Below are 26,073 nucleotides of genomic sequence, written 5' to 3' on the forward strand. Positions count from 1 at the left end.
CAATCGTGGTGTGTGTCCGAGGGGGGACTTGAACCCCCACGCCCGTTAATAGGGCACTAGCACCTCAAGCTAGCGCGTCTGCCATTCCGCCACTCGGACCTGCCCTGCCGTCTGGCCGGGCAGCTTAGGCTAACGGATCGAGGTGCCCAGTCCAAAACCGAGGGTGGTACGAATGTGACTGTGACTGCGCCCGAGGATGAGGTTGTCGACCTCGTCAGCTCTCTTATCCGGTTCGATACGTCCAATACCGGCGAGCCGGAGACCACAAAAGGCGAGGCCGAATGTGCTCGTTGGGTGGCCGCTCAGCTCGAAGAGGTGGGGTACGAAACCGAGTATGTCGAGACGGCGCCCGGCCGCGGCAACGTGTTCACGCGGCTGCCCGGCGCCGATCCGAGCCGCGGCGCCCTGCTGATCCACGGTCACCTCGACGTCGTCCCCGCCGAGCCCGCCGACTGGAGCGTCCACCCGTTCTCCGGTGCGGTGAAAGACGGCTACGTGTGGGGCCGCGGCGCGGTCGACATGAAAGACATGTGCGGCATGATGATCGCCGTCGCACGGCATCTGAAGCGCGCCGGAATCACCCCGCCCCGCGACCTCGTCTTCGCCTTCGTGTCCGACGAAGAGCACGGCGGCACCTACGGCTGCCAATGGCTCGTCGACCACCGGCCCGACCTGTTCGACGGCATCACCGAGGCCATCGGCGAGGTCGGCGGGTTCTCGTTGACGGTCCCGACCAAGGAGGGCGGCGAACGTCGCCTGTACCTCATCGAGACGGCCGAGAAGGGCCTGTCCTGGATGCGGCTGACGGCGCGCGGCCGGGCCGGGCACGGCTCGATGGTGCACGACGACAACGCCGTCACCGAGATCGCCGAAGCCGTCGCCAAACTGGGCCGGCACCAGTTCCCGCTGGTGCTCAGTGAGTCGGTCGAGCAGTTCCTGACCGCGGTGTCCGAAGAGACTGGCTACGACCTCGACCCGACCTCGCCGGACCTGGAAGGTTCCATCGCCAAGCTGGGCGGCATCGCGCGCATCGTGGGCGCCACCTTGAGGGACACCGCGAACCCCACCATGCTCAAGGCCGGCTACAAGGCCAACGTCATTCCGGCGACGGCCGAGGCCATGGTCGACTGCCGCGTGCTGCCGGGCCGCAAGGAGGCCTTCGAGCGCGAACTCGACGCGCTGCTCGGCCCCAACATCACCCGCACGTGGGAGCGGGACCTGCCGAGCGTGGAGACCACCTTCGACGGCGACCTCGTCGACGCGATGAACGCCGCGATCCTGGCCGTCGACCCCGACGCCCGCACGGTGCCCTACATGATGTCGGGCGGCACCGACGCGAAAGCGTTTGTCCGCCTGGGCATCCGGTGCTTCGGCTTCGCGCCGCTGCGGCTGCCGCCCGAGCTGGATTTCGCCGCGTTGTTCCACGGGGTCGACGAACGGGTACCCGTGGACGCACTACAGTTCGGCGCCAAGGTCCTCGAACACTTCCTGACGCACTGCTGACAGCTCTGCCCGCCATCGAAAGGACTCTCATCATGACCGCTTCGCCGTATGACAACCTGCCGCAGCTACCGACCTTCACCCTCACCTCGACGTCGCTGACCGACGGCGGCCCGCTGGCCAACGCTCAGGTCAGTGGCATCTTCGGCGCCGGGGGAGAAGACGTCTCGCCGCAGCTGAGCTGGTCGGGCTTCCCGGCCGAGACCCGCAGCTTCGCCGTCACCGTGTACGACCCCGACGCCCCAACCGCGTCGGGCTTCTGGCACTGGGCCGTCGCCAACCTGCCGGCCGACGTCACCGAGCTGCCCGCCGACGCCGGCAACGGCGACGCGCTGCCCGGCGGCGCCATCACCTTGACCAATGACGCCAGCCTCAAGCGCTTCCTGGGCGCCGCCCCGCCGGCCGGCCACGGCCCGCACCGGTACTACATCGCCGTGCACGCGCTGCCCGTCGAGAAGCTCGACATCCCCGAGGACGCCACCCCGGCGTTCCTGGGCTTCAACCTGTTCATGCAGGCCATCGCGCGGGCCGTCATCCACGGCACCTACGAGCAGAAATAGGCCGCTCGCGCCGAGTCGCGACCACCCATCACCCGACCTACTATCGGACCGAGGCCGGCGGCAGCGACGCCCGCCGGCCTACCGACGCGAGGGGGCCATCGGCTTTGTCCACACCTACCCCGGTGAGCAAGCACTCGACACCGACGGATCAGGACCGCCTCGACTACATCGACCAGGCCACATTCCTGTCGTACCGGGCCAATGGCCGGGTCCAGGTCGGCATGGCGCTGTGGTTCTACGAGGGGCCGGTGGACCTCGACGGGTTGCGCCGGTTCAACGAGAACTTCGGCAAGGGGATGGTGGCGCGGTACATCGAGCGCTCCCCACTGCCGTTCGGCCGCCATCGTTGGGTGGCCGCGTCAGGCGCGCCGCGACCGGTCGACGTCGCCGAAACTCCTTGTCCACGTTCAGGACTGAGCGACTGGCTGGAGGAGCGCGCCCAGATCCCGATCGATCCCGAGCGCGGGCCGGGCTGGCACCTGGGGGTGCAGCCTTTCACCGATGGCTCGACGGCGGTCGCGATAGTGCTCTCGCATTGTCTGATCGACGGCAGCGGCTCGGTCGTCGCGTTCATGGACGCGGTCCTGGGAAACGAGCGCGACCTCGGCTACGAGCGGCCGCGGTCCCGGACCCGACTGCAGGCGATCCGTTCCGACCTGCGCCAGACCTTCAGGGACCTGCCTGAGGTCCGCCGGACGGTCAAGGTCGCAGCCAAACTGGCCCGAGAGCGGCGCAGTGAGATGACGGCGACGCCCTCGACAGGAGGGTCTGCCTCCGGTGACGAACTCGTGCACGTGCCGTTCGCGTCCGCCATCATCGACCTCGATCACTTCGACGCGCGTGCAGCAGAGCTCGGCGGCAATGGCCATTCACTGGTCGCGGCGTTCGCCACCCGCCTGGGCGTCCGGATGGGTCGCCAGCGCGCGCGGGACGGCGCCATCTCGCTGATGGTCGCCATCAACGACCGCACCTCGCTCGAGGACACCCGGGCCAACGCGATGACCTTCACGACGTTCACCGTCGATCCCGAGTCGGCCACCACCGATCTCACCGAGCTGCGTGGGTCGATCCGGACCGCGCTGCGCACCGCCAGAGACCAGCCGGACGAGTCTTTCCAACTGCTGCCGCTGACGCCGTTCATCCCGCGGCGGGCGGTCCGCCACACTGCGGCCATGGTGCTCGGCGAGCTGCCTGTCACCTGTTCGAATGTGGGCGACGTGCCCGACCTGGTCGGCCGCATCGACGGGGTCCGCCAGGCCGATTACGTGATCTGCTGGGGCGTCGAGCAGAACGTCAAGAAACGCGACATCGAGCAGCCCGGCGGTCTGTTGGTGGTGACGGCGCTGCGCCACAACGGCAAGGTCACCATCGGCATCGTGGGTTACCAGGTCGGGGCGGAGAACACCAAAGCCGTTCTCCGCGAGCACGTACAGCACACCCTGCACGAGCTCGGCGTCACGCCGACGGAGATCTACTAGGCCGAGCTAGGCGCCCGAACCCACCGCATCGGCCAGCGACGCGAAGCCACCGGCCTTCAACTTCGCGGCCACGCCGTCGTGAATGTGCTTGGCCCACAGGCCGCCGCCGTAGATGAATCCGGTGTAGCCCTGCACCAGTGAGGCACCGGCAATGATGCGCTCCCAGGCGTCGTCGGCGGTCTCGATGCCGCCGACGCTGATCAGCACCAGCTGATCGCCGACGCGCTTGTGCAGCCGCCGCAGGATCTCGAGCGACCGCGCGGCCACCGGGGCGCCGGACACGCCGCCCGCGCCCAGCTCGGCGACGCCGGGCGTCAGCAGCCCCTCGCGGGAGATCGTGGTGTTGGTCGCGACGATGCCCGCCAGCCCCAGTTCGACGGCCAGGTCGGCGATTTCGTCGACGTCGTCGTCCGACAGGTCAGGCGCGATCTTCACCAGCACGGGCTTGGTGGTCTCGGCGCGCACGGCGGCCAGGATGGGCCGCAGCGACGCCACGGCCTGCAGGTCACGCAGCCCGGGCGTGTTCGGCGAGCTGACGTTCACCACGACGAAGTCGGCCAGCGGCCCGCACAGGCGGGCGCTCTCGGCGTAGTCGTCCACGGCGTGTTCGGGCGGGGTGACCTTGGTCTTGCCGATGTTCACGCCGATCGGCACGGTGGACTGGCTGCGGGTCAGCTTGATGGCGAGCTCGCCTGCCCCGTGGTTGTTGAAGCCCATGCGGTTCAGCAGCGCGCGGTCCTCGGGCAGCCGGAACAGCCGCGGCGCCGGGTTGCCGGGCTGCGCCTGCGCCGTCACGGTGCCGACCTCGGCGTAGCCGAAACCCAGTGGGCCCCAGGCATTGATGCCGCTGCCGTTCTTGTCGAAGCCGGCCGCCAGGCCCACCGGTCCCGGGAACGTCACGCCGAACACCGTGGTCTCCAGCACGGGATCGGACGGCGCCAGCCACTTGGCCAGCAGCCGGCGGCTCACGCTCGGGCCGGTCGCGACGCGCAGCAGCGCGAACACCCAGGTGTGAATCCGCTCCGGTGGGACACGGAACATCACCCAGCGCAGGGCGCGATACATCAACGGCTCCTCACATCGACGGCTGTTCGGGCGCCAACCTATCGGGCACCTGGCCCGTCGTTTCGCCCGCCCCGGGCCCATTTCCGGTCGCGTCGCCAGTCCTGATCTTGCGGCGGCGCAGCAGCACGCGGCGCGAACCGTCGGTATAGAGACGCACCCGGGTCAGTTCCCACCCGCGGTATTCGGCCTCGATCGACAGCCGGATGGACGCCGACAGCCTGGTCACTTCCGGGGGCAGCCGGAGCGGAATCCATTCGTAGTCGTCGGACAGGTCCTCCGCCCACGCTGCCGGCATCCGCCCCCGCTGCATCAGTGGCCGCCCGACCCCGGCCCCGCGGCGGCGTTCGCGATGACCTGGACCCCGGCGCCCGACCCCGACACCACGAACAAGGTGCCGGTGCGTTCGTCGAAGGCGAGGACGTCGGGCTGCTGCACGGTGCGATATCGGACTTTCTCGACAGGGATGCCAGTCGAAAGATCGTAACCAACCACGCTGTTCGTCGCGGTCTGTGAAACCCAGGCGAGTTTCGCCGATCCGACGATGCCGTACGGCGCGCCGCGCACCGGCGCCTGCTGCCGCAGCATGAGCGGCGTCGTCCCGAAGACCAGCAGGCCGTCGCCGCGGGTGTCGGCCACCAGCACCCGCCCGGCGGGATCGGCGGCCAGCGTGGTGGCGCCCTCACCGGCGCGCAGCGCCTGGGCGACGTCGGTGCCGTCGGCGTTCACCTCGGTCACCGAGGTTTGCCCGCGGTCCAGGACCACAACGGTATTGCCTTGCGCGGCAAGACCGTCCACGCGGGCGAAGGCCTTCATCCGGGACTTCACCGCGGTGCCGTCGACGATCAGCACCGCGCCGTCGGCGGTGCCCAGCGCCAGTTTCCCGTCGGCCCGCCGGGCGATCGAGGTGAAGTCGGTGTCCGCCTGGCCGTCGACCGCGACCGCCTGCACCGCGCGCTTGCCGATGTCGAACCGCAGGTAGCCGCCACGGGTGGACAGGAACGCCGTGCCCGCGCCGTCGACTGTGACACCCGTCGCAGCGGCCGGCAACACCACCGGCGGGGTTCCCGGCACCGTCACCACCGGACGCCCGGTGCCGTCGGTGCCGAGCACCACGAGCGACGACGTCGCCGCGTCGAAGGTCGCGCCGGTGCCAGGCCCGGGAAGGGAGCGGACGACGCCGTCGGGGGCACCGGTGACCGGGGGAGAGACCGCGGCATGTGCAGGGGAGATGGTCGGCGGCGCGGTCTCGGCCGGATGCGACGAGCAGGCCGCCAGCGTGCCGATGGCCAGCGCGGCCGTCGCGAATCTCATTACGCCCACCCGATATTCACGCAGCCGACAATTAATGGGGTGGTGATCCATTGACACAGGCTGTCTTTCGGTCGGCGAACGGCGGGGTGACCCTAATTGCCAGTTTAGGCAAATATATTGGCGTCAATTATCTTCGTCCGGCGGGTACGTCACGTACCGGAGGGGTATGGTCGGACTCATGAGCATTGCCACCGACGGCGATCTTGCCAACGGTAATTTTGCTATCGAAGACCTTTCGACAGGTCTGCGGGCCAGCGGGTTTGGCCAGGTCGGCGACGGCCGGAGTTTTTCCTTTCGCCTTGACGACAAGCGCGTGCTGATTGTGGAGGTCTACCGCCCGCGGTTGTCGGGGCCGGTGCCGCAGGAAGAGGACGTCGTCGCGGTGTCCTCGCGAAGCCTGGCGCACGTCGACGTGCACGACGAGCGCAGTCTCGCCGCCGCCGTACGCGACGCTGTCGCCGACGCACAACCGGTGCAGCGCAACCACTAACGCCTGCGCCCGCCGCTCACGGTACGGTCGTCGGCGTGACTGACGTGGCAGCCATGAGCTGGTGGCAGACGATCGTGCTGGCCGTCCTCCAGGGGCTCACCGAGTTTCTGCCGGTGTCGTCGTCGGGCCATCTGGCCATCGCCTCCCGGGTTTTCTTCGCCGGTGACGCGGGCGCGTCGTTCACCGCGGTCACCCAGCTCGGGACCGAGGCCGCGGTGCTGATCTATTTCGCCAGGGACATCTGGCGCATCCTCACCGCCTGGTTCGGCGGGCTGACCGACGCCGCCCGCCGCACCGCCGACTACTGGCTGGGCTGGTGGGTGATCATCGGCACCATCCCGATCTGCGTGCTGGGTCTGCTGTTCAAGGACCAGATCCGTTCCGGCGTCCGCAATCTGTGGGTCATCGCCACCGCGATGATCGTGTTCTCCGCGGTGATCGCCCTCGCCGAGTACATCGGGAAGCAGACCCGCGACGTCGAGCAGCTGACCTGGAAGGACAGCGTCATCGTCGGCCTGGCGCAGTGCCTGGCGCTGGTGCCGGGGGTGTCGCGGTCTGGCGCGACGATCAGTGCCGGCCTGTTCCTCGGCATGAACCGTGAACTGGCGGCGCGCTTCGGCTTCCTGCTCGCCATCCCGGCCGTGCTGGCCTCCGGCCTGTTCTCGCTACCCGACGCCTTCAAGCCCGTCACCGAGGGCATGAGCGCCACCGGCGCCCAGCTGGCCGTCGCCATCTTGATCGCGTTCGTCGTCGGCTACGCCGCGGTGTCGTGGTTCCTGAAATTCCTGGTGCGGCACAGCATGTACTGGTTCGTCGGCTACCGCGTCGTGCTCGGCGTGACGGTGCTCGCGCTCCTCGGCACCGGGGTGGTGGCGGCACAGTGACGGTCATCCTGCTCCGGCACGGACGCTCGACGTCCAACACCGCCCACACCCTGGCCGGCCGGTCCGAGGGCGTCGACCTCGACGACAAGGGCCGCGCGCAGGCCGACGGCGTCGTCGCCCGAATCGGCGAACTGCCGGTCAAGGCCATCGTCCGTTCGCCGCTGCTGCGCTGCCAGAACACCGTGGCCCCGCTGGCCGCGGCGCTCGGTCTCGAACCGCGCGTCGACGACCGGCTGACCGAGGTCGACTACGGCGGCTGGACCGGCCGCAAGATCGCCGAACTGGTCAAAGAGCCGCTATGGCCCGTCATTCAGCAGCAGCCCAGCGCCGCGGTGTTCCCGGACGGCGAGGGACTGGCGCAGGTACAGTCGCGCGCCGTCGCGGCCGTCCGCGAGATCGACCGGGCCCTGGCGCAGGAGCACGACGGCGACACGCTGTGGATCGCCTGCACGCACGGCGACGTCATCAAGGCGGTGCTGGCCGACGCTTTGGGCGTGCACCTCGACGGTTTCCAGCGGATCGTCGCCGACCCCGCCTCGATGAGCGTCATCCGCTACACGCCGCACCGGCCGTTCGTCCTCCATGTCAACCACACCGGTTCGGATCTCTCGTCGTCGCTTCACCCGCCGCCCGCGGAACCCAAATCCGACCAGTCCGGCAAGCCCGACGATGCCGTACCGACACACGACGCAACCGTCGGCGGCTCGACCGATTAGACCGGTGAACCGGTATTTTGAAAGGTGCCATGGCTCGCGCAATTCACGTCTTCCGCTCTCCCGACCGCTTCGTGGCCGGGACCGTTGGGCAGCCTGGTAACCGGACGTTCTACCTGCAGGCCGTGCACGACCAGCGGGTCGTTTCGGTCATGCTGGAGAAGCAGCAAGTCGCGGTCCTGGCCGAACGCATCTCGGCGCTGCTGGTCGAGATCAACCGGCGGTTCGGCACGCCGATCCCGCCTGACACCGGTGAGGTCACCGACCTCAACCCGCTCGTGATGCCGGTGGACGCCGAATTCCGGGTCGGCACCATGGGTCTGGGCTGGGACTCCGAAGCGCAGACCGTGGTGGTCGAGCTGCTGGCCGTCACCGACTCGGAATTCGACGCCTCTGTCGTGCTCGACGACGCCGAGGAAGGTCCCGACGCCGTGCGGGTGTTCCTGAGTCCGCAGTCGGCCCGGGACTTCGCGAACCGTTCGAATCGGGTGATCTCCGCCGGCCGGCCGCCGTGCCCGCTGTGTGAGGAGCCGCTCGACCCGGAGGGACATATCTGCGTGCGCACCAACGGGTATCGGCGCGGCATGCTGGATGCCGACGGTGAAGAGCCGGATGACGCCTCCTGACGCCGAACGGATTCTGCAACGCGGTGAGCTGACGGCGCTCGGGCGCATCAGGTCGGCCAGCAACGCGACGTTCCTGTGCGAAGCCGAGCTGGACGGCGCGCTGCTGCACTGCGTGTACAAGCCGATCTCCGGGGAGGCGCCGCTGTGGGACTTCCCCGACGGCACCCTGGCCGGACGCGAGCTGGCGGCCTATCTGGTGTCTGCCGCACTGGGCTGGAACCTGGTGCCGCACACCATCATTCGTGACGGCCCGGCGGGCCCGGGCATGGTGCAGCGCTGGGTCGACCAACCTGGTGACGCGCTCAGTGAAACCGAACCGCCGCCGGGCCCGGACCTCGTCGACCTCGTTCCGGCCGGCCGGGTGCCGGCGGGATACCTGCCGATCCTGCGGGCCTACGACCACAAGGGCGACGAAGTGGTGCTGGTGCACGGCGACGACGCCCGGTTGCACCGGCTGGCGGTGTTCGACGTACTGATCAACAACGCCGACCGCAAGGGCGGGCACGTGCTGGCCGGCGCCGACGGCCAGGTGTACGGCGTCGACCACGGCGTCAGCCTGCATGCCGAGGACAAGCTGCGGACCGTGCTGTGGGGCTGGGCCGGAAAACCGATCGACGACGACGTGCTCGGTGCGGTCGCCGCATTGCGGGACGCGCTGCGCGACGGCCTCGCCGCGACGCTGGCCCCGCACCTCACCCGTCCCGAGATCGCCGCGCTGCGAGCGAGAGTTGTTGAACTGCTTGACAATCCGATCATGCCTTCCCCGGATCGGCACCGGCCGATCCCGTGGCCGGCCTTTTGATCGCAGTTTGCACACAGGTAACCGATTTACGCCGCCCTACCGATCGGTAGTGCTCTAGGCTCGTCGGCATGACCGACCACGACAAGGCCGCAGCCCGCCGCGAGATCACCGATGCGCTCCAGAAAGCACTGGACCGCCGGCACGAGGTGCTCGACGTCATCGTCGAAGCCGACAACAAGGCTGCCGCCGTTGATGCCATCGCCAAGCTGCTCGGCACCTCGCATGCCGGTGGCGAGCAGGTCATGGCGATGTCCTTCGATCTGCTGACCAAGGACGCCCGCAAGCGCATCGCCGACGAGCTCGAAGATCTGAACAGCCAGTTGTCTTTTGCGGTGAAAGACCGCCCCGCCAGCTTCGGGGACAACCTGTCGCTGCGCCCGTTCTCCGGTGCCGCCGACCGCGACATCTTCGCCACCCGCACCACCGATGTCGGTGCTTCCGGTGACGGCTCGGGCCGTGCCGCCGGCGATCTGGACGACGAGATCAAGGCCGCGCTTGCCCGCGTCAATGCCGAAGAAGCGGTGTGGTTCGTCGCCGAGGAGGACGGCGCCAAGGTCGGCATGGTGTTCGGTGAGCTGGACGGCGGCGAGGTCAACGTCCGCATCTGGGTCCACCCCGACTACCGCCACCGCGGTTACGGCACCGCGGCGCTGCGCCGGTCGCGGTCGGAGATGGCGTCGTACTTCCCGGCCGTGCCCATGGTGGTCCGCGCTCCGGGTGCGACACCGAAGTAGGCTGTGCCCCAAAGGAAAAGGGCTCCGGGAATTCCGGAGCCCTTTTCCATGCCTGTCGTCAGCTCAGCCGGAGTACGGCTTGGCCTTCACCGGCGGGGAAGCGACGGTGACGGGCTCGACGCTGCTGGGCGTCGTCGGCGCCTCCGTGGAGCCCATGTTGATCGCGGCGACCGACGGCTGGTTGTACTCGCCAGTGGTCGAGCCGTGACCCGACGAGGCGACGGGAGTGTTGTCCGGCGCAGGTGCGTTGGTCACGCCGAGTACGCCCATCGTCACTGCTGCGGCGATGCCCACGAATCCGAATGTCTTCGCCACCTTCATGACGTCCTCCTTAATGACCACGCGGTAAATAGTTGTGGAAAATGCTATGAGCCCTATTTCGGCAGGACCTGACAGCAGCCTGCAACGTCCCTGTGAATAGGCGATTTCAGCTGTGACGTCGCCCTCGGCGATACTCATGGGCATGGCGGACAGCGGCACGGAGCGCAGCGATGTCGCGCTGGCCGCCGAGGTCGCGCAGGAGGCAGGGGAGTTCCTGCTGTCGGTGCGCGACCGGCTGGGCTCCCACGATCCGTACACCCTCGGCGCGGCCGGCGACCGGCACGCCAACACGCTGATCCTCGATCGGCTGCGCACCGCCCGCCCCGACGACGCCATCCTGTCGGAGGAGGCCGCCGACGATCTCGTCCGGCTTCGTTCGGACCGGGTGTGGATCGTCGACCCGGTCGACGGCACCCGTGAGTTCGGCAGGGGCCGGCCGGACTGGGCGGTCCACATCGCGCTGTGGCAGCGCGATGGCAGCCCACACGGGTCCATCACCGACGCGGCCGTCGCGCTTCCCGCACACGGCGAGGTGCACCGCACCGACACCGTGACCGGACCGCCGCCGCGTCGTCCCGGGCCCATCCGTGTCGCCACCAGTACCTACCGGCCGCCGGCTGTGGTGTGGTGGCTGCGCGATGTGCTCGACATGGAGCTCGTCGGCATCGGCTCGGCCGGCGCCAAGGCGATGGCCGTGGTGCGCGGTGACGTCGACGCCTACGTGCACGCCGGCGGGCAGTGGGAATGGGACTCGGCGGCACCGGCCGGCGTGGTGCAGGCGGCGGGGCTGTTCGCGTCGCGGCTCGATGGTTCGCCGCTGCGGTACAACCGGCCCGACCCGTACCTGCCGGACTTCGTCATGTGCCGGCCGGAGTACGCCGACTCGTTGCTCGAGGCGGTGCGCCAAGTGACTCGTGGACCGAGTTGACGCGGTCGATGCGCTGCGCACCGTCGGGTGTGAGGGCAAGGACGCGGTCGGAGAGAACGGCAACGAGGCTCATCACCGCAGCGTGGCTGTCGAACGCGCCGGGGGATACGTTCGGGCATTCGAGCCACCACGTGGCACGTGCCGCGAGCACGCGGAGTTGGTCATCGGCAAAGAGCGCCAAGGGAATTCGCGACCCGTAAGCCCAGTCGACGAGCTCTTTGGCCCACCGCCCGTGGCGCCGGAACGACATCGCGATGACCAGGTCGCGCTCATCGAAGTCCGCGATGTCCTCGGCAATGGACTGACCCGAGCCGGGGGCCAGCCAGGTGTCGGGCCGGATCTGTGCGAGGTTCAGCCTCAGCACCGATGCCGCGGCCAGGCTGCTCCGGTAGCCGCAGACGGCGATGCGGCGGGAGGCGGTGATCTTCTCTGCGACGGCCTCGACCACGGCCTCATCCAGCAGCGCATGCATGGCGTGCAGGTTCGCGATGTCCTGCGAGATGATCGCGCTGACATCAGGCGCTCTCTCGATGGCGACGGGCACACCTGATCGGCGTAGGGCGCGCAGGTGCTCCCGCATGGCGTCGAAGTTGCTGAATTCCAGCGCGCGCACCAGCCGGGAGAACGTCGCCTTCGACACGTCGGCCATGGTGGCCAGTTCGCTGGCGCGATAGGTGCCGGCATCGCCCGCGTGCGCGAGCAGCACATCGGCAGCGCGGCGTTCCTGTGGACTCAGCGACGCATAGCAATTCGCGATTCTCGCCTCCAGCGAGTCCGGCTCGTCCGCGCGCATCAGCTGCCCTTGTAGGTGGTGTAGGCAAACGGGCTGAGCAACAGCGCGACGTGCGTGTGGCCCGCTCCGATCGTGACGTGCAAGTCGACGGCGGGGTAGAACGTCTCCCGACCGGCACTGGCGAACCAGGCGCCCGTCGCGAAATGCAGTCGGTAGTCACCGGCATCGAGTGGGGCGTCCCAACGGATTCGGCCGTCGCTGTCGGTGTGCGCGGCCGCCACCTGTTCGTTCATTCGGCTCAGCACGACCTCGAGATCCGCGGCGGGTTTCCCGCGGGCGGCGTCGAGCACATGGGTGGACAGCGATGTCTGCGCGGTCGGCGATGTCATGGTGTCACCCGTTCCGCCAGGCGGAGCAGGGCGATCTCACGAAGCTCGCCGATGGCGATGGCGGCTTCCTCCTCGCGGCCCAGTGACAGCCGGTATCGCAGGGCGTCATAGATGTCGGCCGCGCTGCGGCCCTTCGCGCGGATGAGAAAGATGCGCCCGAACTTCGCTTCGTAGTCCGCGTTGGCTCTGGCCATCGTCGCCGCGAGCTCGTCGGGCATGGCTGGTTGTTCGCCGCGGGAGAGCCTGGACTCGACAGCCGGTCCATCGGCGCGTTCGCCGATGCGGGGGTGCTGGGCCAGCGCCTGGTCCAGATTCTCGATGCTCCAGTCGCCGGCGGCGCGCGCGGCCGCCGACTCGAGTTCGCCGACAGTGGCATAAGGCCGCGCGGCGACAACCACGCTGAGCCAGGACGCAATATCGGCGCAGGGGCGCAGCACGTCTTCGGCTTCCTCAGGCAACGCAGAGTTGAAAGTCTGAAGATCCATGGTCTGAATCTAGCGTTGCAGCAAAGATTCGCCCTGACGAGATTGTTACGATCCCTTTACGGCCAGGTCCACGGCATTCCGGGGATCGGCAGGCTGGATGCACCGTCACACGGTTGAAACGAAATGGTGACGCCACAACAAAATCTGAAACGTACGTTGCAGCGGTAAGTCGTTCAACGTGCGTCAGGGGCAATCGTGGCAGTGGGTGACATCGTCCTCGGGTCGAATCAGTACGGCAAGGCGGAGAACCGCCTTGTGCGCATCGTCCGGGACACCCCCGTACATCGCATCATCGATCTGAACGTCACCTCGCAGTTGCGGGGCGACTTCAGCGCATGCCACTACGAGGGCGACAACTCGCACGTCGTCGCGACAGACACGCAGAAGAACACGGTGTACGCCTACGCGAAAGAAGTGGGCGTGAAGTCACCCGAGGATTTCCTGATCGCATTGGGCAGGCACTTCGTCGGTGATTTCGAGTGGGTCACCGGAGGCCGTTGGGCGGCAGAGGAATACGCGTGGGAACGGATCGTCGTCGACGGCAAGCCACACGACCACTCGTTTGTGCGGACCGGCAAGTTCGTCCGGACGACGGTCGTTCAGATGGCCGGCGACACCACCTGGGTGGTGTCCGGCATCAAGGACTGCGTCGTGCTCAAGTCGACCGGATCAGAGTTCCACGGCTTCCCCCGGGACAAATACACCACGCTGGTCGAGACCGACGACCGCATCATGGCCACGTCGGTCACCGCATGGTGGCGCTACCTGACCCCGGACGCCGGCGACCCTGAGCTCGACTTCAACGCGCTGCACGAGGCCATCACCGACATCGTGCTCGCCACGTTCGCCGGCGTCCATTCGCTCTCGTTGCAACAGACGCTGTTCGAGATCGGCAAGGCGGTCCTCGAGAAGTTCGATGTCGTCGCAGAAGTGAAGTTGTCGTGTCCCAACAAACACCACTTCGTCGTCGACCTCAGCCCGTTCGGTCTGGAGAACCCGAACGAGGTCTTCTACGCCGCCGACCGGCCGTACGGGTTGATCCAAGCCACCATCACCCGCGAAGGCGCGGAGCAGGCGCCCGAGGCATGGACCACGATTCCGGATTTCTGCTGAGCCATGGACCTGAACACCGTCAGCCGATACCGATTCGCGCGCTCCCGCGACGACCTGCACCTCGCCGACGGCGAGTCCTTCGTCGCCGGCGGGACATGGCTGTTCTCCGAACCGCAGGCCGAAGCCACCGGCGTCGTCGACCTCACGACCATGGGCTGGTGCCCCATCGAGCACACGGACGAGGGGCTGCGCATCGCGGCCACGTGCACCATCACCGAACTCGTGCGCTACCCGCGTCGGGCCGACTGGCCGGCCCAGCAGCTCTTCGGTGATTGTGCGAACGCATTACTCGCCTCGTCCACCATCTGGAACGTCGCCACCGTCGGCGGCAACATCTGCCGATCGTTCGCGGCCGCATCCATGGTGTCGCTCGCCGCCGCGCTCGACGGCGTGGCCGAGATCTGGACTCCCGACGGCCAAACCCGATGGGAGCCGGTCGCGGATCTGGTCACCGGCAACGGAACCAACTCGCTGGCCCACGGCGAGGTGCTGCGGGCCGTGCACCTGCCCGAGCGGGCGCTGCGTGCGACGGCGGCACTGCGGACCATCGCGCTGGCCGAGTACGGACGCTCCGGGGCCGTCGTCAGCGGCCGCTGCGACGACGACGGTTCGGCGGTCTTCACCGTCACGGCCGCAACGCTCGCACCCACGGTCTTCCGCTATCCGGAGCTACCCGACGCCGAAGCTCTCCGCTCCGACGTGCTGGCCGCACCCGGCTATTACACCGACCCGCTCGGGTCCGCTGATTGGCGCCGCGCTGTCAGTGCCGTGCTCGCCGCAGACGTTCGCTCAGAAGTTCTTTCTCACCTGGAGGTGGGCCGTGCCGATTGACACCAACCGCGCCGACGTCGCGCGCAAGGCCGTGCATCCGGTCGATGAAGTGTTGCCGATTCCCAAGCTTGCGGTGTACGGCACGCAGCACGTGCTGGCGTTCTACGCCGGTGCGGTGCTGGTTCCGATCATCGTCGCCGGAGCGCTGAAGCTGTCGCCCGAGCAGATGATCCACCTCATCAACGCCGACCTGTTCACGTGCGGCATCGCCACGATCATCCAGTCTGTCGGCTTCTGGAAAGTGGGCGTCAAACTCCCGCTGATCCAGGGCGTCACCTTCGCCGCCGTCAGCCCGATGATCGCGATCGGCACAGCCGGTGGCTTGTCGGGGGTTCCCGGTCTGCTGTCGGTGTACGGGTCGGTGATCGTCGCGGGACTCTTCACCTTCTTCATGGCGCCGTACTTCTCGAAGCTGCTGCGGTTCTTCCCGCCGGTCGTCACCGGATCGGTCATCACGATCATCGGAATCGCCCTACTGCCTGTCGCGGCCAACGACATCGTCGGTGGCACGACCACCGAGGCGATGAAAAGCGATGTGGCGCTCAAGGATCTCGCGTACGCCGCGGGCACCCTGCTGATCATCGTCGTCATGCAGCGCCTCTTCCGCGGGTTCCTCGCCACGATCGCCGTGCTGGCCGGGCTGGTCATCGGAACTGCGGTCGCCGCGCTGCTCGGGGACGTCGATTTCAGTGCGGTGGGTACGTCCCACTGGCTCGGCGTGACGACGCCGTTCTACTTCGGCTGGCCCACCTTCAGCGCCACCGCGATCATCTCGATGATCGTCGTCATGATCATCACCGCGGTCGAGACCACCGGTGACGTGTTCGCGACGGCCGAGATCGTCGGTAAACGCGTGGGCGCCAACGACATCGCCCGAGCACTGCGCGCCGACGGGATGGCGACCACGATCGGCGGCGTACTCAACTCATTCCCCTACACGTGCTTCGCGGAGAACGTCGGACTCGTGCGCCTGACGCAGGTCAAGAGCCGCTGGGTGGTGGCCACCGCGGGCGTCATCATGATCGTGCTGGGCTACCTACCGAAGGCCGCGGCCGTCGTGGCCGCGATCCCGCACTCGGTGCTGGGCGGGGCATCGCTGGCGCTGTTCGCCACGGTGGCCGTGGTGGGCATCCAGACCCTGTCGAAAGTCGATTTCAACGATCACCGCAACGCGGTGATCGTCGGCACCGCACTCGGCCTGGGCATGCTCGTCACCGCCCAGCCGCTGCTGAAATTCAGCTTTCCCGCCTGGGCCCAGATCATCTGCGGTTCCGGGATCACGCTGGGCGCCATTGCCGCGATCGTCCTGAACATCGTGTTCTTCCACATCGGTCCGAACCGCGGCCCGATGGTCGCCGGCACGCCACGGACCGGCGAAGTCGGACTCGATGCCGTCAACAAGATGACGCAGGAGGAGTTCGTCAAGACGTTCTCGGTCCTGTATCAGGGCCTGGCCTGGCCGGTTGAACGCGCATTCGCGCAACGTCCGTTCGCCGACACCCGCGCACTGCGTGGCGCCGTCCAGACCGCGCTGCTCGCGGCCACACCCGCCGAGCAGATGGAGCTGATGCAGGCGTATCCGGGCCTGTCCGAGACACAGGAACACAACATGTCGAAAGTCGATCTGGCCTACCTCGGCCTCGACGGTCTCACCGAGGAGGAGGCCGAGGAATTCAGCGAGCTGTCGGCTGCCTACGAAGCGAAATTCGGCTTCCCCCTCATCATCTGCCTTCGGGATCTGGAAAGTCGCGAACACATTCTGACCCTCGGCTGGCGGCGACTGGACAATTCTCCGCAGGTCGAGCACATGGCGGCGCTCAGTGAGATCTCGCGGATCGCGGCGTGGCGATTCGACGACCTGGTTGCCGACGCGAATCCCATCGCCTCTGCCCGACGCCTGCGAATCGCGCGATGACCACCGGCCGGCGGCGACGCACCATGGCGTGCGTATGAGATTCGGTGTCAACGGCACGACCGTCGAAGTTGATGCGCGTCCGGGGCAGTGCCTGCGCACCCTGCTCCGGGAAACCGGACACCTCGACGTCAAGAAGGGCTGCGACGCCGGCGACTGCGGAGCGTGTGCGGTCATTCTCGACGGCGTACCGGTGCACTCCTGCATCTATCCCGCCGCCCGGATGGGCGGCCGTGCGGTCACCACGGTTGCCGGGCTCGCCGACGGCGACGATCTGCATCCGATGCAGCGTGCGTTCTGCGACAGCTTCGCCTTCCAGTGCGGCTTCTGCACCGCCGGGATGATCGTCACCGCGTCCACCCTCGAGCCCGACGACCTCGGTGATCTCGACCGGCGGATGAAGGGCAACCTGTGTCGTTGCACCGGCTACCGGCCCATTCGCGAGGCGATCCGGGCGGGGGTCACCGGCAGTGGCGACGGGGTGGCCCCGGCCGGCCCGGCCATCGGACAGTCGTTGCGGCCACCCGCCGGCCGGCGGATCGTCACCGGGTGCGAGCCCTACACATTCGACATCGATGTGCCTGGGCTGCTGCACATTTCGGTGCTGCGGTCACCCCATGCACACGCCCGGATCGTGGCAATCGATACCGAGGCCGCCGAGGAGGTGCCCGGCGTCGAAGTGATCCTCACGCATCTCAATGTCGCGACGCCGCGGTTTTCCACCGCGCGCCACGAGATCCGGACCGACGACCCCGACGACACCCTCGTGTTCGACCCGATCGTCCGCTTCATCGGACAACGGGTCGCCGCCGTGGTCGCCGACACGCTCGCGGCCGCGCAGGACGCGGCCCGCCGCATCGTGGTCGAGTACGAGGTGCTGCCCGCGGTGTTCGATCCGGAGGAGGCACGGTCGGCGGGCGCGCCGCTGTTGCATCCGGACCGGACGCTCGAAGACGGCGTCGCCGACGCGTCGCGCAATGTGATCGCGGCGATGCACGAGGGCTTTGGCGGTGACGTCGACGACGCCCTGGCGGACTCCGACGTCACGGTCGGCGGTACCTGGCGGACCGCGCGGGTCACGCACGCGCAGCTGGAGACCCACGGCACCATCGGCTGGTTGGACGACGACGGCCGGCTCACCTTACGCACCAGCTCACAGGTTCCGTTCCTCGTTCGGAAGGAACTGTGCCTTCTGCTCGATCTGCCCGAGGACCGGCTTCGCGTGTACACCGCGCGCGTCGGGGGCGGTTTCGGCGGCAAGCAGGAGATGTTCACCGAGGACCTCGTCGCGGTCGCCGTGCTGCGCACCGGGCGGCCTGTCGCGTACGAGATGTCGCGGACCGACGAGCTCACCGCGACCGCCCATCGCCATCCCATGCGCGTCGACGTCACGCTCGGCGCCCGCTCCGACGGCACATTGACCGCGATGAAGCTGGCCGTGCTGAGCGACGGCGGCGCCTACGGAAATCACTCGCCAGGCGTCATGTTCCACGGCTGCGCGGAGTCGGTGTCCGTCTACCGATGCCCCGTCAAGCGTGTCGATGCCGAGGCCGTCTACACCAACAACCCGCCGTCGGGCGCGTTCCGCGGGTATGGCCTCGGCCAGGTGATCTTCGCCATCGAGAGCGCTCTCGATGAGCTGGCTCTGCAGCTGGGCATCGATCCCTTCACCATTCGTCGCACCAACATGGTGCGCGACGGCGACGACTTGCTGATCGCCCATGCCGAACCCGAACCAGACCTGATCTACGGCAGCTACGGACTCGACCAATGCCTCGACCTGGTCGAACGGGCGCTGACGGATGCCGACGGCGAGACCGCCCCGACGGGAGCCCAGTGGCGCACAGGGGAGGGCATCGCATTGTCGGCCATCGCGACGCTGGCCCCGCGCGGCCACTTCTCCTCGGTCAACGTCCGGCTCACTCCGAGCGGCGGCTACGAAGTCGGCGTCGGGACCGTGGAATTCGGCAACGGAACCACGACGGTCCACACACAGATCGCCGCCACCGCACTGGCCACCACACCGGACCGCATCACGCTGCGCAACGGCGATACCGACGCCGCTGACTACGACACGGGCGCCTTCGCATCAGCAGGGACCACGGTTGCAGGCAAGGCGTTGTACGCCGCGGCGTCGGCCATGCGCGAACTGATCCTGGACACCGTCTTCCGGCTGACCGGCGAAGTCGGTGCGCTGGGTGAACACGGGGTGCAGGTCTCCACCGGGTTGGTGCGCTTCGGCGACATCATCGCGGCCGCGCCCGCGCTGTATCGGGTGGGCGACGGCCTCCAGACGACCGGAGCCGAAACGGGTGAACTGCGGTCGATCGCGTTCAACGTGCAGGGATTTCGCGTCGCGGTCAACACCGAGACCGGGACGGTCAGGATTCTGCAGTCGGTGCACGCCGCCGATGCCGGCGTCGTCGTCAACCCGGCCCAGTGCCGGGGCCAGGTGGAAGGCGGCGTCGCCCAGGGCATCGGCTCTGCGCTCTACGAAGAGATCATGATCGACGACGCGGGCCGGGTGACGACACCCACGTTCCGTGTGTACCGCGTGCCCCAGATGGCAGACATTCCGACGACGGAAGTGCTGTTCGCAGAGACCGCCGACGATCTCGGTCCCTACGGCGCGAAATCGATGAGCGAATCCCCATACAACCCCGTGGCGCCCGCGCTTGCCAACGCGATTCGTCGCGCCATCGGCGTGCGTCCATTCGAACTCCCGATGTCGAGGGATCGAGTCTGGCGGCTCGCTCAGGAAGGAACACCACGATGAACGTTTCCACCGGCATTGATCCCAAGTGGCTCACCGTCGCGATAGACCTGGCGACGGCCAATGTCGAAGCCGGCGGCGGGCCGTTCGGCGCGGTGGTCGTCGGTGCCGGTGAGCTGGTTTCGACCGGGCAGAACCGGGTGACGCAGAACCTCGATCCGACCGCACACGCCGAGGTGATGGCGATCCGCGCCGCCTGCCAGCAGGTCAGAAGCTTCAGCCTGGCGGGCCACACGCTCTACTCGTCGTGCGAACCCTGCCCGCTGTGCCTGTCCGCGGCGTTGTGGGCCAGGGTCGACCGGGTCGTGTTCGCGGCGGACCGCCACGACGCGGCAGTCGGCGGGTTCGACGACCGGGCGTTCTACGAATTGTTCGACAGGCCACGGGAACACTGGGAAGTCCCCGTCCAGCAGCACCGTTTGCACCACTCGTTCCTGCCGTTCGAGACGTGGATCGGCAACAGCAACCGGGTGCAGTACTGACCATGGACGTCATCGAGAATTTGTTGACCCGAACCCGGCTCGGCGAGTCGGTCGCGTTGTGCACCGTGGTCGCCGTCAGCGGATCAACGCCGCGCGGGCCGGGTACGTCGATGCTCGTGGCGGGTGACGGCAGCGTCGTCGGCTCCATCAGCGGCGGTTGCGTGGAGAGCGCGGTGTACGAGCTGGCTCTCGAGGTGCTGTCCTCGGGCGAGCCGAGGCTCGTCAGCTACGGCGCCGGCGATGAGTCGGTGTTCGCTGTCGGCCTGCTGTGCGGCGGAACGATCGATGTCTTCGTCGAGCGCGTCGGCCCGTCGAATGTCACCGAATTCGAGTTCGCCGTGAAAGCCGCCGACCGGGGTGAGACCGCCGTCCTGGCGACGCTGATCAGCGCCGGCGAGCCGGCCCGGTCAGGTGGCGGTCCCGGCGGTCACCTGGTGATCGCCGACCGGTCGGTGAAGGGCAGTCTCGGCGTCGGCTCGCTGGACGCCGCGGTGGTGCGTGCTGCCGACTCGTTGACCACCAGCCGCACGCTGACCGGCCCAGGCGGCGAGGTCGTCTTCGCGCGAGTACTGGCGCCGCGACCGCGGCTGATCGTCTTCGGTGCAACCGACTTCGTCGCCGCTGTTGCGCACGCGGCAGCATTCGCCGGCTACCGCGTGACGGTGTGCGATGCGCGACCGGTATTCACCACGAAGGACCGGTTCCCGATGGCCGACGAGGTCGTCGTGGACTGGCCCGATCGCTACCTCAGACAACAGGCCGGTGCCGGGCTGGTCGATGCGCGGACCGCGATCTGCGTGCTGACGCACGACGACCGCTTCGACGTGCCGCTACTGGAGGTCGCCCTGGGCTTGCCCGAGATCGGATTCGTCGGCGCGATGGGTTCGCGCAGAACCCATGACGACCGGGTGGCACGGCTGCGCGAGCGGGGGATCGATGACAGCCAATTGGCCCGGCTGTCCTCTCCCATCGGGCTGGATCTGGGCGGCCGAACTCCTGAAGAGATCGCCATCGCGGTCATCGCGGAGATCATCAGCCTGCGTGAGGGCGGAACAGGGCTTCCACTGCGCGACTGCGACGGCGAAGTCCATCAGCGGGCAGGTGTGTCGGTATCTGTTCCCGTCGCCAGGTCCTCGCACGGAACATGAATCACGCCAACGCTGTTCAGGTATTCGCGCGCGCCGTGGTCGCCGCGGGCGCTGGTGCGAATCCGGTCCCAATGACTGCGGCCGATCAGGACAGGGTGCCCGGGCGTGCCGGAGTAGGTCGCCCTGGCAAGCCGGTCCCGATCGGCCAGGGCACACAGACGCGAGACGACGTCCGGACCGACATCCGGCAGATCGACGAGATGAATCAGCGCGGTCTCACCGTCGATCGCCGCGAGTCCCGCACGCAACGACGCTGCGACGCCTTCCTCCCATCCCGCAACCTCGACGATCGCCGCCGTGTCGGGCACGAGCGCTGCGGCGCGCTCATATTCGGCGCCGAGCGCGACGGCGACAGAGGCACAACCACCCGAGAACAACACGTCGACGGCGCGCTCAATTGCACCGGGCACCAAGGCTTTCGGCATGCCGAACCGGCGGCCCGCGCCTGCGGCCAACAACAACCCGGCGACCCGGGGATGATCAGGCGGCCCCATCGTGCGGACGATACCGGGCCGGCGTAACCACCGATGAGGAGTACTCGAATGGAGCTCGTCTCGCGACTGCTCGACGTGATCGAGTCCGACATCCTGCCGCTGACCGCGCAGGGCGTCGCCGCGGGCAACAAGGTCTTCGGGGCCGCGCTGCTGCGTAAGGCGGACCTGTCGTTGGTGCTGGCGGGCACCAACGCGGAAACGCGCAACCCCCTCTTTCACGGCGAGATCAATACGCTCAACCAGTTCTACGAGATCGCAGATCGCCCGGCGACGCATGACCTCCTGTTTCTGAGCACGCACGAGCCCTGCACTCTGTGCATGTCGGCGATCACGTGGGCCGGCTTCGACAATTACTACTATCTGTTCAGCCACGAGGATTCGCGCGACAGCTTCGCGATTCCGCATGATCTGCGAATCCTCAAAGAACTGTTCGGTCTGGACCCGGGCGGCTATCGACGAACCAACGCGTTCTGGACAGCGCACGGGATTCGCGATCTTGCCGATGAAGAGCCGGAACCGCGCCGCGGCGACCTGCACGAGCGCATCGCGCGGATTGCTCGGCGGTATCAAGAGCTTTCGCAGCGCTATCAGGAGTCGAAGCCGGGCAGCGGCATTCCACTGAGTTGACGACGGCTAAAGTCGACGTCATGCGATCGTGGCTGGCGCCCAGCGTCCCGAGCCTGCCGGGCCGGCCGAAACAGGCCGGCCCCGAACTCCGGCTCTACGACACCGCCGACCGTCAGGTCCGGCCGGTCTCGGCAGGCCCGAAGGCCACCATGTACGTCTGCGGTATCACGCCGTACGACGCCACCCATCTCGGGCACGCCGCCACCTATCTGACGTTCGATCTGGTGCACCGGTACTGGCTCGACGCCGGGCACGAGGTCCACTACGTGCAGAACGTCACCGATGTCGACGACCCGCTGTTCGAGCGGGCCGCGCGCGACGGCATCGACTGGCGCGCTCTCGGCGACCGCGAGACCGAGCTGTTCCGGCAGGACATGGCGGCGCTGCGGGTGCTCCCGCCGCACGACTACGTCGGCGCCATCGAGTCTGTCGCCGAGGTCGTCGAGCTCGTCGAGAAGCTGCTGGCCTCGGGCGCGGCGTACGTCATCGACGACGCCCAGTACCCCGACGTCTACTTCCGGGCCGACGCCACCACCCAGTTCGGCTACGAGTCGGGCTACGACCGCGACACCATGCTGGCGCTGTTCGGCGAACGCGGCGGCGACCCCGACCGCGCCGGCAAGGCCAGCCAGCTGGACGCTCTGCTGTGGCGGGTGCAGCGTCCCGGCGAGCCGAGTTGGCCGTCGCCGTTCGGCGCGGGCCGGCCGGGCTGGCACATCGAGTGCGCCGCGATCGCGCTGAACCGCCTTGGCGCCGGTTTCGACATCCAGGGCGGCGGTAGCGACCTGACCTTCCCGCACCACGAGTTCTCCGCCGCCCACGCCGAATCGGTAACGGGGGAGCGGCGTTTCGCCCGCCACTACGTGCACGGCGGCATGATCGGCTGGGACGGCCACAAGATGAGCAAGAGCCGCGGCAACCTGGTGCTGGTGTCGCAGCTGCGGGCCGACGGCGTCGACCCGGGCGCCATCCGGCTCGGTCTGATGGCCGGGCACTACCGTGCCGACCGCTTCTGGAGCCCCGAGGTCCTCAGCACCGCGCAGGTGCGGCTGCAGCGCTGGCGGGCGGCCACCGCACTGCCCGCCGGGCCGGATGCGACCGACCTGCTCGCCCGGGTCCGCCGGTACCTGGCCGACGATCTCGATACCCCGAAAGTTCTTGCCGCCCTTGATGGCTGGTCGACGGACGCGCTCGAATACGGCGGGCACGACGCCACTTCGCCGCGGTTGGTGGCCGATACCGTCGACGCGCTGCTCGGGGTGACCCTCTAGTCACTTCGTCGTGGGGGTACGTTTCGGACCATGTCTTCTGTGTACGGAAAAGTCGTCTTCATCACCGGTGGTGCTGCGGGGGTCGGGGCCGAGGTGGCCCGCCGGTTGCACCGCAAGGGCGCCAAGCTGGTGCTGACCGACGTCGACGCGGCGGCGCTGGACGCCACAGCCGCCACGCTCGGTGACGATGTCCTGACCGTGGTCGCCGACGTTCGCGACCTGTCCTCGATGCAGGCCGCCGCCGACGCGGCCGTCGAGCGCTTCGGCGGTATCGACGTGGTGATGGCGAACGCCGGTATCGCGACCTACGGCTCGGTGCTGCAGGTCGACCCCGAGGCCTTCAAGCGGCTGCTCGACATCAACGTGCTCGGGGTGTTCCACACCGTGCGCGCCACGCTGCCGTCGGTCCTGGATCGCCGCGGCTACGTCCTGATCGTGTCGTCGCTGGCCGCCTACACCGCCGCTCCCGGTCTGGCGCCGTACAACGCCTCCAAGGCCGCCGTCGAGCACTTCGCCAACGCACTGCGCCTCGAGGTCGGGTACCGCGGCGTCGACGTCGGCTCGGCGCACATGTCCTGGATCGACACCGCCATGGTGCGCGACTCGAAGTCCGACCTGTCGACGTTCGCCGAGATGCTGACCAAGCTGCCGTGGCCCATCAGCAAGACGACGTCGGTCGACAAGTGCGGCGAGGCCTTCGTCGCCGGCATCGAGGGCCGCAAGACGCGGGTGAACTGCCCCGGCTGGGTCGGCGCGCTGCGCTGGCTGCGGCCGCTGCTGGCGACGCGCATCGGCGAGGTACCGGTGGCCAAGTTCGTGCCCGATCTGCTGCCCCGCATGGACGCCGAGGTGGCCGCCCTGGGCCGCTCGTCGAGCGCGCACACCGAGCAGCTCGACAAGGGATGACGGTGCGGGTCGGCATCGTCTGGTTCTGCCTGGCCGCCCTGTTGCTGGCGGTCACCGGGTGTGCGGACGAGAAGTCGTCGAGCCCGTCCCCGTCGTCCCCGCCGACGCCGGAGCAGGTGCGCGCCATCGCGAAATCCGCGTACACGTACGGGTTTCCGATGGTCGACAACTACCGGGTCCAGTACTCGTACTTCGCCGACAAGGCCGGGCCCGAGTACAAGGGCGCCTGGAACCAGATCCACAACGTCGCGCGCGTCTTCACTCCCGAGGACAAGGCGATCCAGACGCCCAACTCGGACACGCCGTACTCGTTCCTGGGTGCCGACCTGCGCGCCGAGCCGCTGGTGCTGAGCGTGCCGGACGTCGAGCCGGGCCGGTACTACTCGCTGCAGTTCGTCGACGGTTATACCTACAACATCGCGTACGTCGGTAGCCGCGCCACGGGCAACGGCACGGGCAAATACCTTCTGGCCGGGCCGAATTGGCACGGTGCGACGCCGCCGGGGGTCGAGCGGGTGATCCGCAGCTCGACCGAGCTGGCCTTCGTGCTGTACCGCACGCAGCTGTTCGGGCCGACGGACATCGAGAACGTCAAGAAGGTTCAGGCCGGTTACCAGGTGACGCCGTTGTCGGCGTTCCTGAAGCAGCCGCCGCCACCGCCGGCGCCGGCCATCGACTTCGTCGCACCGCTGTCGGCGCAGGACGAGCGCACGTCGCCGAAGTTCTTCGAAATCCTCAACTTCGCAATGAAGTTCGCGCCGGTGCAGGCCGCCGAGGAAGTCATGTGGAAGCGCTTCGCCACCATCGGCATCGGTCCCGACGGCTCTTTCCGTGCCGACCAGCTGACGCCCGAGAACCGCAAGGCCGTGGCGGACGGGATGGCGGACGCCTGGGCCGCGTTCGACACGTTCAAGAAGGACAAGTTCGACACCGGCGAGGTGACGTCGGCCCAATTGTTCGGCACCGCAACGGATCTCAGGGGTAATTACCTGTACCGCATGGCCGGCGCGGTGCTCGGGATCTACGGCAACACTGCCGCCGAGGCGATCTATCCGAGTGCTGTCGCCGACAGCACCGGCGCGCCACTGACCGGCGCCAACAACTACACGCTGCGGTTCGCGCCCGGGCAGCTGCCGCCGGTCAACGCCTTCTGGTCGGTGACCATGTACGAGATGCCGCAGAGCCTGCTGGTGGCCAACCCCGTCAACCGCTACCTGATCAACTCGGCGATGCTGCCGACCCTGATCAAGGACCCCGACGGCGGCATCACGCTGAACGTGCAGAACAGGTCGCCGGGACCGGCCCGCGAAGCCAACTGGCTGCCCGCACCCGCTGGGCCGTTCGTCATCGCGATGCGGCTGTACTGGCCCAAACCCGAAGCGCTCGACGGCACCTGGAAGGCCCCCAAGCCCGTCCGGGTCTAGGAGCCTGCTGAATAAGGCGGTTTTGGGGCGGGGTGCCTCAAGGCGCTCTGTGGCGCGTGTGTGTTGTGAGTCA

General features: G+C 68.1%; 28 protein-coding genes and 1 tRNA gene. 20 read left to right on the plus strand and 9 right to left on the minus strand.

The window, feature by feature from the left end; translation table 11 throughout:
* Positions 1–13: 13 nt before the first annotated feature.
* Positions 14–99: transfer RNA gene (locus ACJH6J_RS24750), tRNA-Leu, on the minus strand.
* Positions 100–174: 75 nt separating this feature from the next.
* Here ACJH6J_RS24750 and ACJH6J_RS24755 point away from each other — a divergent pair.
* From ACJH6J_RS24755 to ACJH6J_RS24765, 3 genes are all read left to right on the plus strand, one after another.
* Complete coding sequence (locus ACJH6J_RS24755) at positions 175–1,503, plus strand: M20/M25/M40 family metallo-hydrolase (protein ID WP_267325036.1); 1,329 nt, start codon at positions 175–177, stop codon at positions 1,501–1,503.
* A 32-nt stretch (positions 1,504–1,535) separates the two neighbouring features.
* The gene (locus tag ACJH6J_RS24760; RefSeq protein WP_064860976.1) at positions 1,536–2,060 is read left to right on the plus strand and encodes a YbhB/YbcL family Raf kinase inhibitor-like protein; all 525 of its coding nucleotides are present in this window, start codon (positions 1,536–1,538) and stop codon (positions 2,058–2,060) included.
* A gap of 122 nt (positions 2,061–2,182) precedes the next feature.
* Entirely contained in the window at positions 2,183–3,538 is a 1,356-nt protein-coding gene (locus ACJH6J_RS24765; RefSeq protein WP_267325035.1) for a hypothetical protein, read from the plus strand.
* A 6-nt stretch (positions 3,539–3,544) separates the two neighbouring features.
* Here ACJH6J_RS24765 and ACJH6J_RS24770 read toward each other — a convergent pair whose 3' ends face one another.
* From ACJH6J_RS24770 to ACJH6J_RS24780, 3 genes are read right to left on the minus strand one after another with little or no spacing between them, the layout of a single operon-like run.
* On the minus strand, positions 3,545–4,603 hold the full coding sequence (locus ACJH6J_RS24770) for a quinone-dependent dihydroorotate dehydrogenase (protein ID WP_267325034.1): 1,059 nt from the start codon (positions 4,601–4,603) through the stop codon (positions 3,545–3,547).
* Between the two features lie 10 nt (positions 4,604–4,613).
* On the minus strand, positions 4,614–4,913 hold the full coding sequence (locus ACJH6J_RS24775; protein WP_061006439.1) for a DUF5703 family protein: 300 nt from the start codon (positions 4,911–4,913) through the stop codon (positions 4,614–4,616).
* Entirely contained in the window at positions 4,913–5,914 is a 1,002-nt protein-coding gene (locus ACJH6J_RS24780) for a YncE family protein (protein WP_061006438.1), read from the minus strand. The genes ACJH6J_RS24775 and ACJH6J_RS24780 overlap by 1 nt, the downstream gene beginning before the upstream one ends.
* 178 nt (positions 5,915–6,092) lie before the next feature.
* On the opposite strand from ACJH6J_RS24780, the gene ACJH6J_RS24785 reads away from it, so the two are divergent.
* The 6 genes from ACJH6J_RS24785 to ACJH6J_RS24810 all read left to right on the plus strand — a co-directional run bounded on the left by ACJH6J_RS24785 (position 6,093) and on the right by ACJH6J_RS24810 (position 10,163).
* Positions 6,093–6,404 (plus strand): hypothetical protein, encoded by a 312-nt coding sequence (locus ACJH6J_RS24785; protein ID WP_061006446.1) that lies wholly within the window; start codon positions 6,093–6,095, stop codon positions 6,402–6,404.
* 53 nt (positions 6,405–6,457) lie between these two features.
* Positions 6,458–7,288 (plus strand): undecaprenyl-diphosphate phosphatase, encoded by an 831-nt coding sequence (locus tag ACJH6J_RS24790; RefSeq protein ID WP_061006437.1) that lies wholly within the window; start codon positions 6,458–6,460, stop codon positions 7,286–7,288.
* A complete protein-coding gene (locus ACJH6J_RS24795; RefSeq protein WP_061006436.1) occupies positions 7,285–8,004 on the plus strand; it encodes a histidine phosphatase family protein in 720 nt (239 codons plus the stop codon). The genes ACJH6J_RS24790 and ACJH6J_RS24795 overlap by 4 nt, the downstream gene beginning before the upstream one ends.
* Positions 8,005–8,033: 29 nt before the next feature.
* Entirely contained in the window at positions 8,034–8,627 is a 594-nt protein-coding gene (locus ACJH6J_RS24800; RefSeq protein WP_061006435.1) for a DUF3090 domain-containing protein, read from the plus strand.
* Complete coding sequence (locus ACJH6J_RS24805; protein ID WP_406804680.1) at positions 8,614–9,429, plus strand: SCO1664 family protein; 816 nt, start codon at positions 8,614–8,616, stop codon at positions 9,427–9,429. The genes ACJH6J_RS24800 and ACJH6J_RS24805 overlap by 14 nt, the downstream gene beginning before the upstream one ends.
* A 68-nt stretch (positions 9,430–9,497) precedes the next feature.
* On the plus strand, positions 9,498–10,163 hold the full coding sequence (locus ACJH6J_RS24810) for a GNAT family N-acetyltransferase (RefSeq protein ID WP_133426973.1): 666 nt from the start codon (positions 9,498–9,500) through the stop codon (positions 10,161–10,163).
* A gap of 63 nt (positions 10,164–10,226) precedes the next feature.
* On the opposite strand, the gene ACJH6J_RS24815 is transcribed toward ACJH6J_RS24810, so the two are convergent.
* Entirely contained in the window at positions 10,227–10,484 is a 258-nt protein-coding gene (locus ACJH6J_RS24815) for a hypothetical protein (RefSeq protein ID WP_133426972.1), read from the minus strand.
* A 136-nt stretch (positions 10,485–10,620) separates the two neighbouring features.
* On the opposite strand from ACJH6J_RS24815, the gene ACJH6J_RS24820 reads away from it, so the two are divergent.
* Positions 10,621–11,412 (plus strand): 3'(2'),5'-bisphosphate nucleotidase CysQ, encoded by a 792-nt coding sequence (locus ACJH6J_RS24820; protein WP_133427090.1) that lies wholly within the window; start codon positions 10,621–10,623, stop codon positions 11,410–11,412.
* Here the strand turns inward: ACJH6J_RS24820 and ACJH6J_RS24825 are convergent.
* The 3 genes from ACJH6J_RS24825 to uraD are packed head-to-tail and all read right to left on the minus strand — an operon-like array spanning position 11,342 to position 13,019.
* Complete coding sequence (locus tag ACJH6J_RS24825) at positions 11,342–12,205, minus strand: MurR/RpiR family transcriptional regulator (RefSeq protein WP_406804681.1); 864 nt, start codon at positions 12,203–12,205, stop codon at positions 11,342–11,344. The two genes, ACJH6J_RS24820 and ACJH6J_RS24825, sit on opposite strands and share 71 nt — an antisense overlap.
* A complete protein-coding gene (gene uraH, locus ACJH6J_RS24830; protein ID WP_061006429.1) occupies positions 12,205–12,534 on the minus strand; it encodes a hydroxyisourate hydrolase in 330 nt (109 codons plus the stop codon). The genes ACJH6J_RS24825 and uraH overlap by 1 nt, the downstream gene beginning before the upstream one ends.
* The gene (gene uraD / locus ACJH6J_RS24835) at positions 12,531–13,019 is read right to left on the minus strand and encodes a 2-oxo-4-hydroxy-4-carboxy-5-ureidoimidazoline decarboxylase (RefSeq protein WP_346414614.1); all 489 of its coding nucleotides are present in this window, start codon (positions 13,017–13,019) and stop codon (positions 12,531–12,533) included. The genes uraH and uraD overlap by 4 nt, the downstream gene beginning before the upstream one ends.
* Positions 13,020–13,220: 201 nt before the next feature.
* On the opposite strand from uraD, the gene pucL reads away from it, so the two are divergent.
* Genes pucL through ACJH6J_RS24865 form a run of 6 tightly spaced genes read left to right on the plus strand, consistent with a single transcriptional unit; the run spans position 13,221 to position 21,278 of the window.
* The gene (gene pucL, locus ACJH6J_RS24840; protein ID WP_061006427.1) at positions 13,221–14,132 is read left to right on the plus strand and encodes a factor-independent urate hydroxylase; all 912 of its coding nucleotides are present in this window, start codon (positions 13,221–13,223) and stop codon (positions 14,130–14,132) included.
* A 3-nt stretch (positions 14,133–14,135) separates the two neighbouring features.
* The gene (locus tag ACJH6J_RS24845; protein WP_406804682.1) at positions 14,136–14,963 is read left to right on the plus strand and encodes an FAD binding domain-containing protein; all 828 of its coding nucleotides are present in this window, start codon (positions 14,136–14,138) and stop codon (positions 14,961–14,963) included.
* Positions 14,953–16,878 carry a solute carrier family 23 protein gene (locus tag ACJH6J_RS24850; RefSeq protein WP_061006425.1) on the plus strand — a complete coding sequence of 642 codons (1,926 nt, stop codon included), beginning with the start codon at positions 14,953–14,955 and terminating at the stop codon, positions 16,876–16,878. The genes ACJH6J_RS24845 and ACJH6J_RS24850 overlap by 11 nt, the downstream gene beginning before the upstream one ends.
* Positions 16,879–16,912: 34 nt before the next feature.
* The gene (locus ACJH6J_RS24855) at positions 16,913–19,651 is read left to right on the plus strand and encodes a molybdopterin-dependent oxidoreductase (protein WP_406804683.1); all 2,739 of its coding nucleotides are present in this window, start codon (positions 16,913–16,915) and stop codon (positions 19,649–19,651) included.
* Complete coding sequence (locus ACJH6J_RS24860; protein ID WP_406804684.1) at positions 19,648–20,130, plus strand: nucleoside deaminase; 483 nt, start codon at positions 19,648–19,650, stop codon at positions 20,128–20,130. Before ACJH6J_RS24855 ends, ACJH6J_RS24860 begins: the two co-directional genes overlap by 4 nt.
* Before the next feature lie 2 nt (positions 20,131–20,132).
* The gene (locus tag ACJH6J_RS24865) at positions 20,133–21,278 is read left to right on the plus strand and encodes an XdhC family protein (protein WP_406804687.1); all 1,146 of its coding nucleotides are present in this window, start codon (positions 20,133–20,135) and stop codon (positions 21,276–21,278) included.
* Here the strand turns inward: ACJH6J_RS24865 and ACJH6J_RS24870 are convergent.
* Positions 21,221–21,772 carry an NTP transferase domain-containing protein gene (locus ACJH6J_RS24870; RefSeq protein ID WP_406804685.1) on the minus strand — a complete coding sequence of 184 codons (552 nt, stop codon included), beginning with the start codon at positions 21,770–21,772 and terminating at the stop codon, positions 21,221–21,223. The genes ACJH6J_RS24865 and ACJH6J_RS24870 overlap by 58 nt on opposite strands.
* A gap of 48 nt (positions 21,773–21,820) precedes the next feature.
* Here ACJH6J_RS24870 and ACJH6J_RS24875 point away from each other — a divergent pair, with 48 nt between their 5' ends.
* The 4 genes from ACJH6J_RS24875 to ACJH6J_RS24890 are packed head-to-tail and all read left to right on the plus strand — an operon-like array spanning position 21,821 to position 26,000.
* Positions 21,821–22,399 (plus strand): nucleoside deaminase, encoded by a 579-nt coding sequence (locus ACJH6J_RS24875; RefSeq protein ID WP_318987196.1) that lies wholly within the window; start codon positions 21,821–21,823, stop codon positions 22,397–22,399.
* Between the two features lie 20 nt (positions 22,400–22,419).
* A complete protein-coding gene (gene mshC, locus ACJH6J_RS24880) occupies positions 22,420–23,670 on the plus strand; it encodes a cysteine--1-D-myo-inosityl 2-amino-2-deoxy-alpha-D-glucopyranoside ligase (protein WP_061010141.1) in 1,251 nt (416 codons plus the stop codon).
* 30 nt (positions 23,671–23,700) lie between these two features.
* On the plus strand, positions 23,701–24,576 hold the full coding sequence (locus tag ACJH6J_RS24885; RefSeq protein WP_133426966.1) for an SDR family oxidoreductase: 876 nt from the start codon (positions 23,701–23,703) through the stop codon (positions 24,574–24,576).
* Entirely contained in the window at positions 24,573–26,000 is a 1,428-nt protein-coding gene (locus tag ACJH6J_RS24890) for a DUF1254 domain-containing protein (protein WP_406804686.1), read from the plus strand. The genes ACJH6J_RS24885 and ACJH6J_RS24890 overlap by 4 nt, the downstream gene beginning before the upstream one ends.
* Positions 26,001–26,073: the final 73 nt, after the last annotated feature.

The organism is Mycobacterium sp. SMC-18 (genome assembly GCF_045310895.1).
Taxonomy (GTDB): Bacteria; Actinomycetota; Actinomycetes; order Mycobacteriales; family Mycobacteriaceae; genus Mycobacterium.

Bases quoted from the DNA above. Each gene is read 5' to 3' on its own strand.
- ACJH6J_RS24760 (WP_064860976.1), top strand. From the start codon at position 1,536: ATGACCGCTTCGCCGTATGACAACCTGCCGCAGCTACCGACCTTCACC.
- ACJH6J_RS24770 (WP_267325034.1), bottom strand. From the start codon at position 4,603: ATGTATCGCGCCCTGCGCTGGGTGATGTTCCGTGTCCCACCGGAGCGG.
- ACJH6J_RS24775 (WP_061006439.1), bottom strand. From the start codon at position 4,913: ATGCAGCGGGGGCGGATGCCGGCAGCGTGGGCGGAGGACCTGTCCGAC.
- ACJH6J_RS24780 (WP_061006438.1), bottom strand. From the start codon at position 5,914: ATGAGATTCGCGACGGCCGCGCTGGCCATCGGCACGCTGGCGGCCTGC.
- ACJH6J_RS24785 (WP_061006446.1), top strand. From the start codon at position 6,093: ATGAGCATTGCCACCGACGGCGATCTTGCCAACGGTAATTTTGCTATC.
- ACJH6J_RS24790 (WP_061006437.1), top strand. From the start codon at position 6,458: ATGAGCTGGTGGCAGACGATCGTGCTGGCCGTCCTCCAGGGGCTCACC.
- ACJH6J_RS24800 (WP_061006435.1), top strand. From the start codon at position 8,034: ATGGCTCGCGCAATTCACGTCTTCCGCTCTCCCGACCGCTTCGTGGCC.
- ACJH6J_RS24805 (WP_406804680.1), top strand. From the start codon at position 8,614: ATGACGCCTCCTGACGCCGAACGGATTCTGCAACGCGGTGAGCTGACG.
- ACJH6J_RS24810 (WP_133426973.1), top strand. From the start codon at position 9,498: ATGACCGACCACGACAAGGCCGCAGCCCGCCGCGAGATCACCGATGCG.
- ACJH6J_RS24815 (WP_133426972.1), bottom strand. From the start codon at position 10,484: ATGAAGGTGGCGAAGACATTCGGATTCGTGGGCATCGCCGCAGCAGTG.
- ACJH6J_RS24820 (WP_133427090.1), top strand. From the start codon at position 10,621: ATGGGCATGGCGGACAGCGGCACGGAGCGCAGCGATGTCGCGCTGGCC.
- ACJH6J_RS24825 (WP_406804681.1), bottom strand. From the start codon at position 12,205: ATGCGCGCGGACGAGCCGGACTCGCTGGAGGCGAGAATCGCGAATTGC.
- uraH (WP_061006429.1), bottom strand. From the start codon at position 12,534: ATGACATCGCCGACCGCGCAGACATCGCTGTCCACCCATGTGCTCGAC.
- uraD (WP_346414614.1), bottom strand. From the start codon at position 13,019: ATGGATCTTCAGACTTTCAACTCTGCGTTGCCTGAGGAAGCCGAAGAC.
- ACJH6J_RS24845 (WP_406804682.1), top strand. From the start codon at position 14,136: ATGGACCTGAACACCGTCAGCCGATACCGATTCGCGCGCTCCCGCGAC.
- ACJH6J_RS24855 (WP_406804683.1), top strand. From the start codon at position 16,913: ATGAGATTCGGTGTCAACGGCACGACCGTCGAAGTTGATGCGCGTCCG.
- ACJH6J_RS24860 (WP_406804684.1), top strand. From the start codon at position 19,648: ATGAACGTTTCCACCGGCATTGATCCCAAGTGGCTCACCGTCGCGATA.
- ACJH6J_RS24865 (WP_406804687.1), top strand. From the start codon at position 20,133: ATGGACGTCATCGAGAATTTGTTGACCCGAACCCGGCTCGGCGAGTCG.
- ACJH6J_RS24870 (WP_406804685.1), bottom strand. From the start codon at position 21,772: ATGGGGCCGCCTGATCATCCCCGGGTCGCCGGGTTGTTGTTGGCCGCA.
- ACJH6J_RS24875 (WP_318987196.1), top strand. From the start codon at position 21,821: ATGGAGCTCGTCTCGCGACTGCTCGACGTGATCGAGTCCGACATCCTG.
- mshC (WP_061010141.1), top strand. From the start codon at position 22,420: ATGCGATCGTGGCTGGCGCCCAGCGTCCCGAGCCTGCCGGGCCGGCCG.
- ACJH6J_RS24885 (WP_133426966.1), top strand. From the start codon at position 23,701: ATGTCTTCTGTGTACGGAAAAGTCGTCTTCATCACCGGTGGTGCTGCG.
- ACJH6J_RS24890 (WP_406804686.1), top strand. From the start codon at position 24,573: ATGACGGTGCGGGTCGGCATCGTCTGGTTCTGCCTGGCCGCCCTGTTG.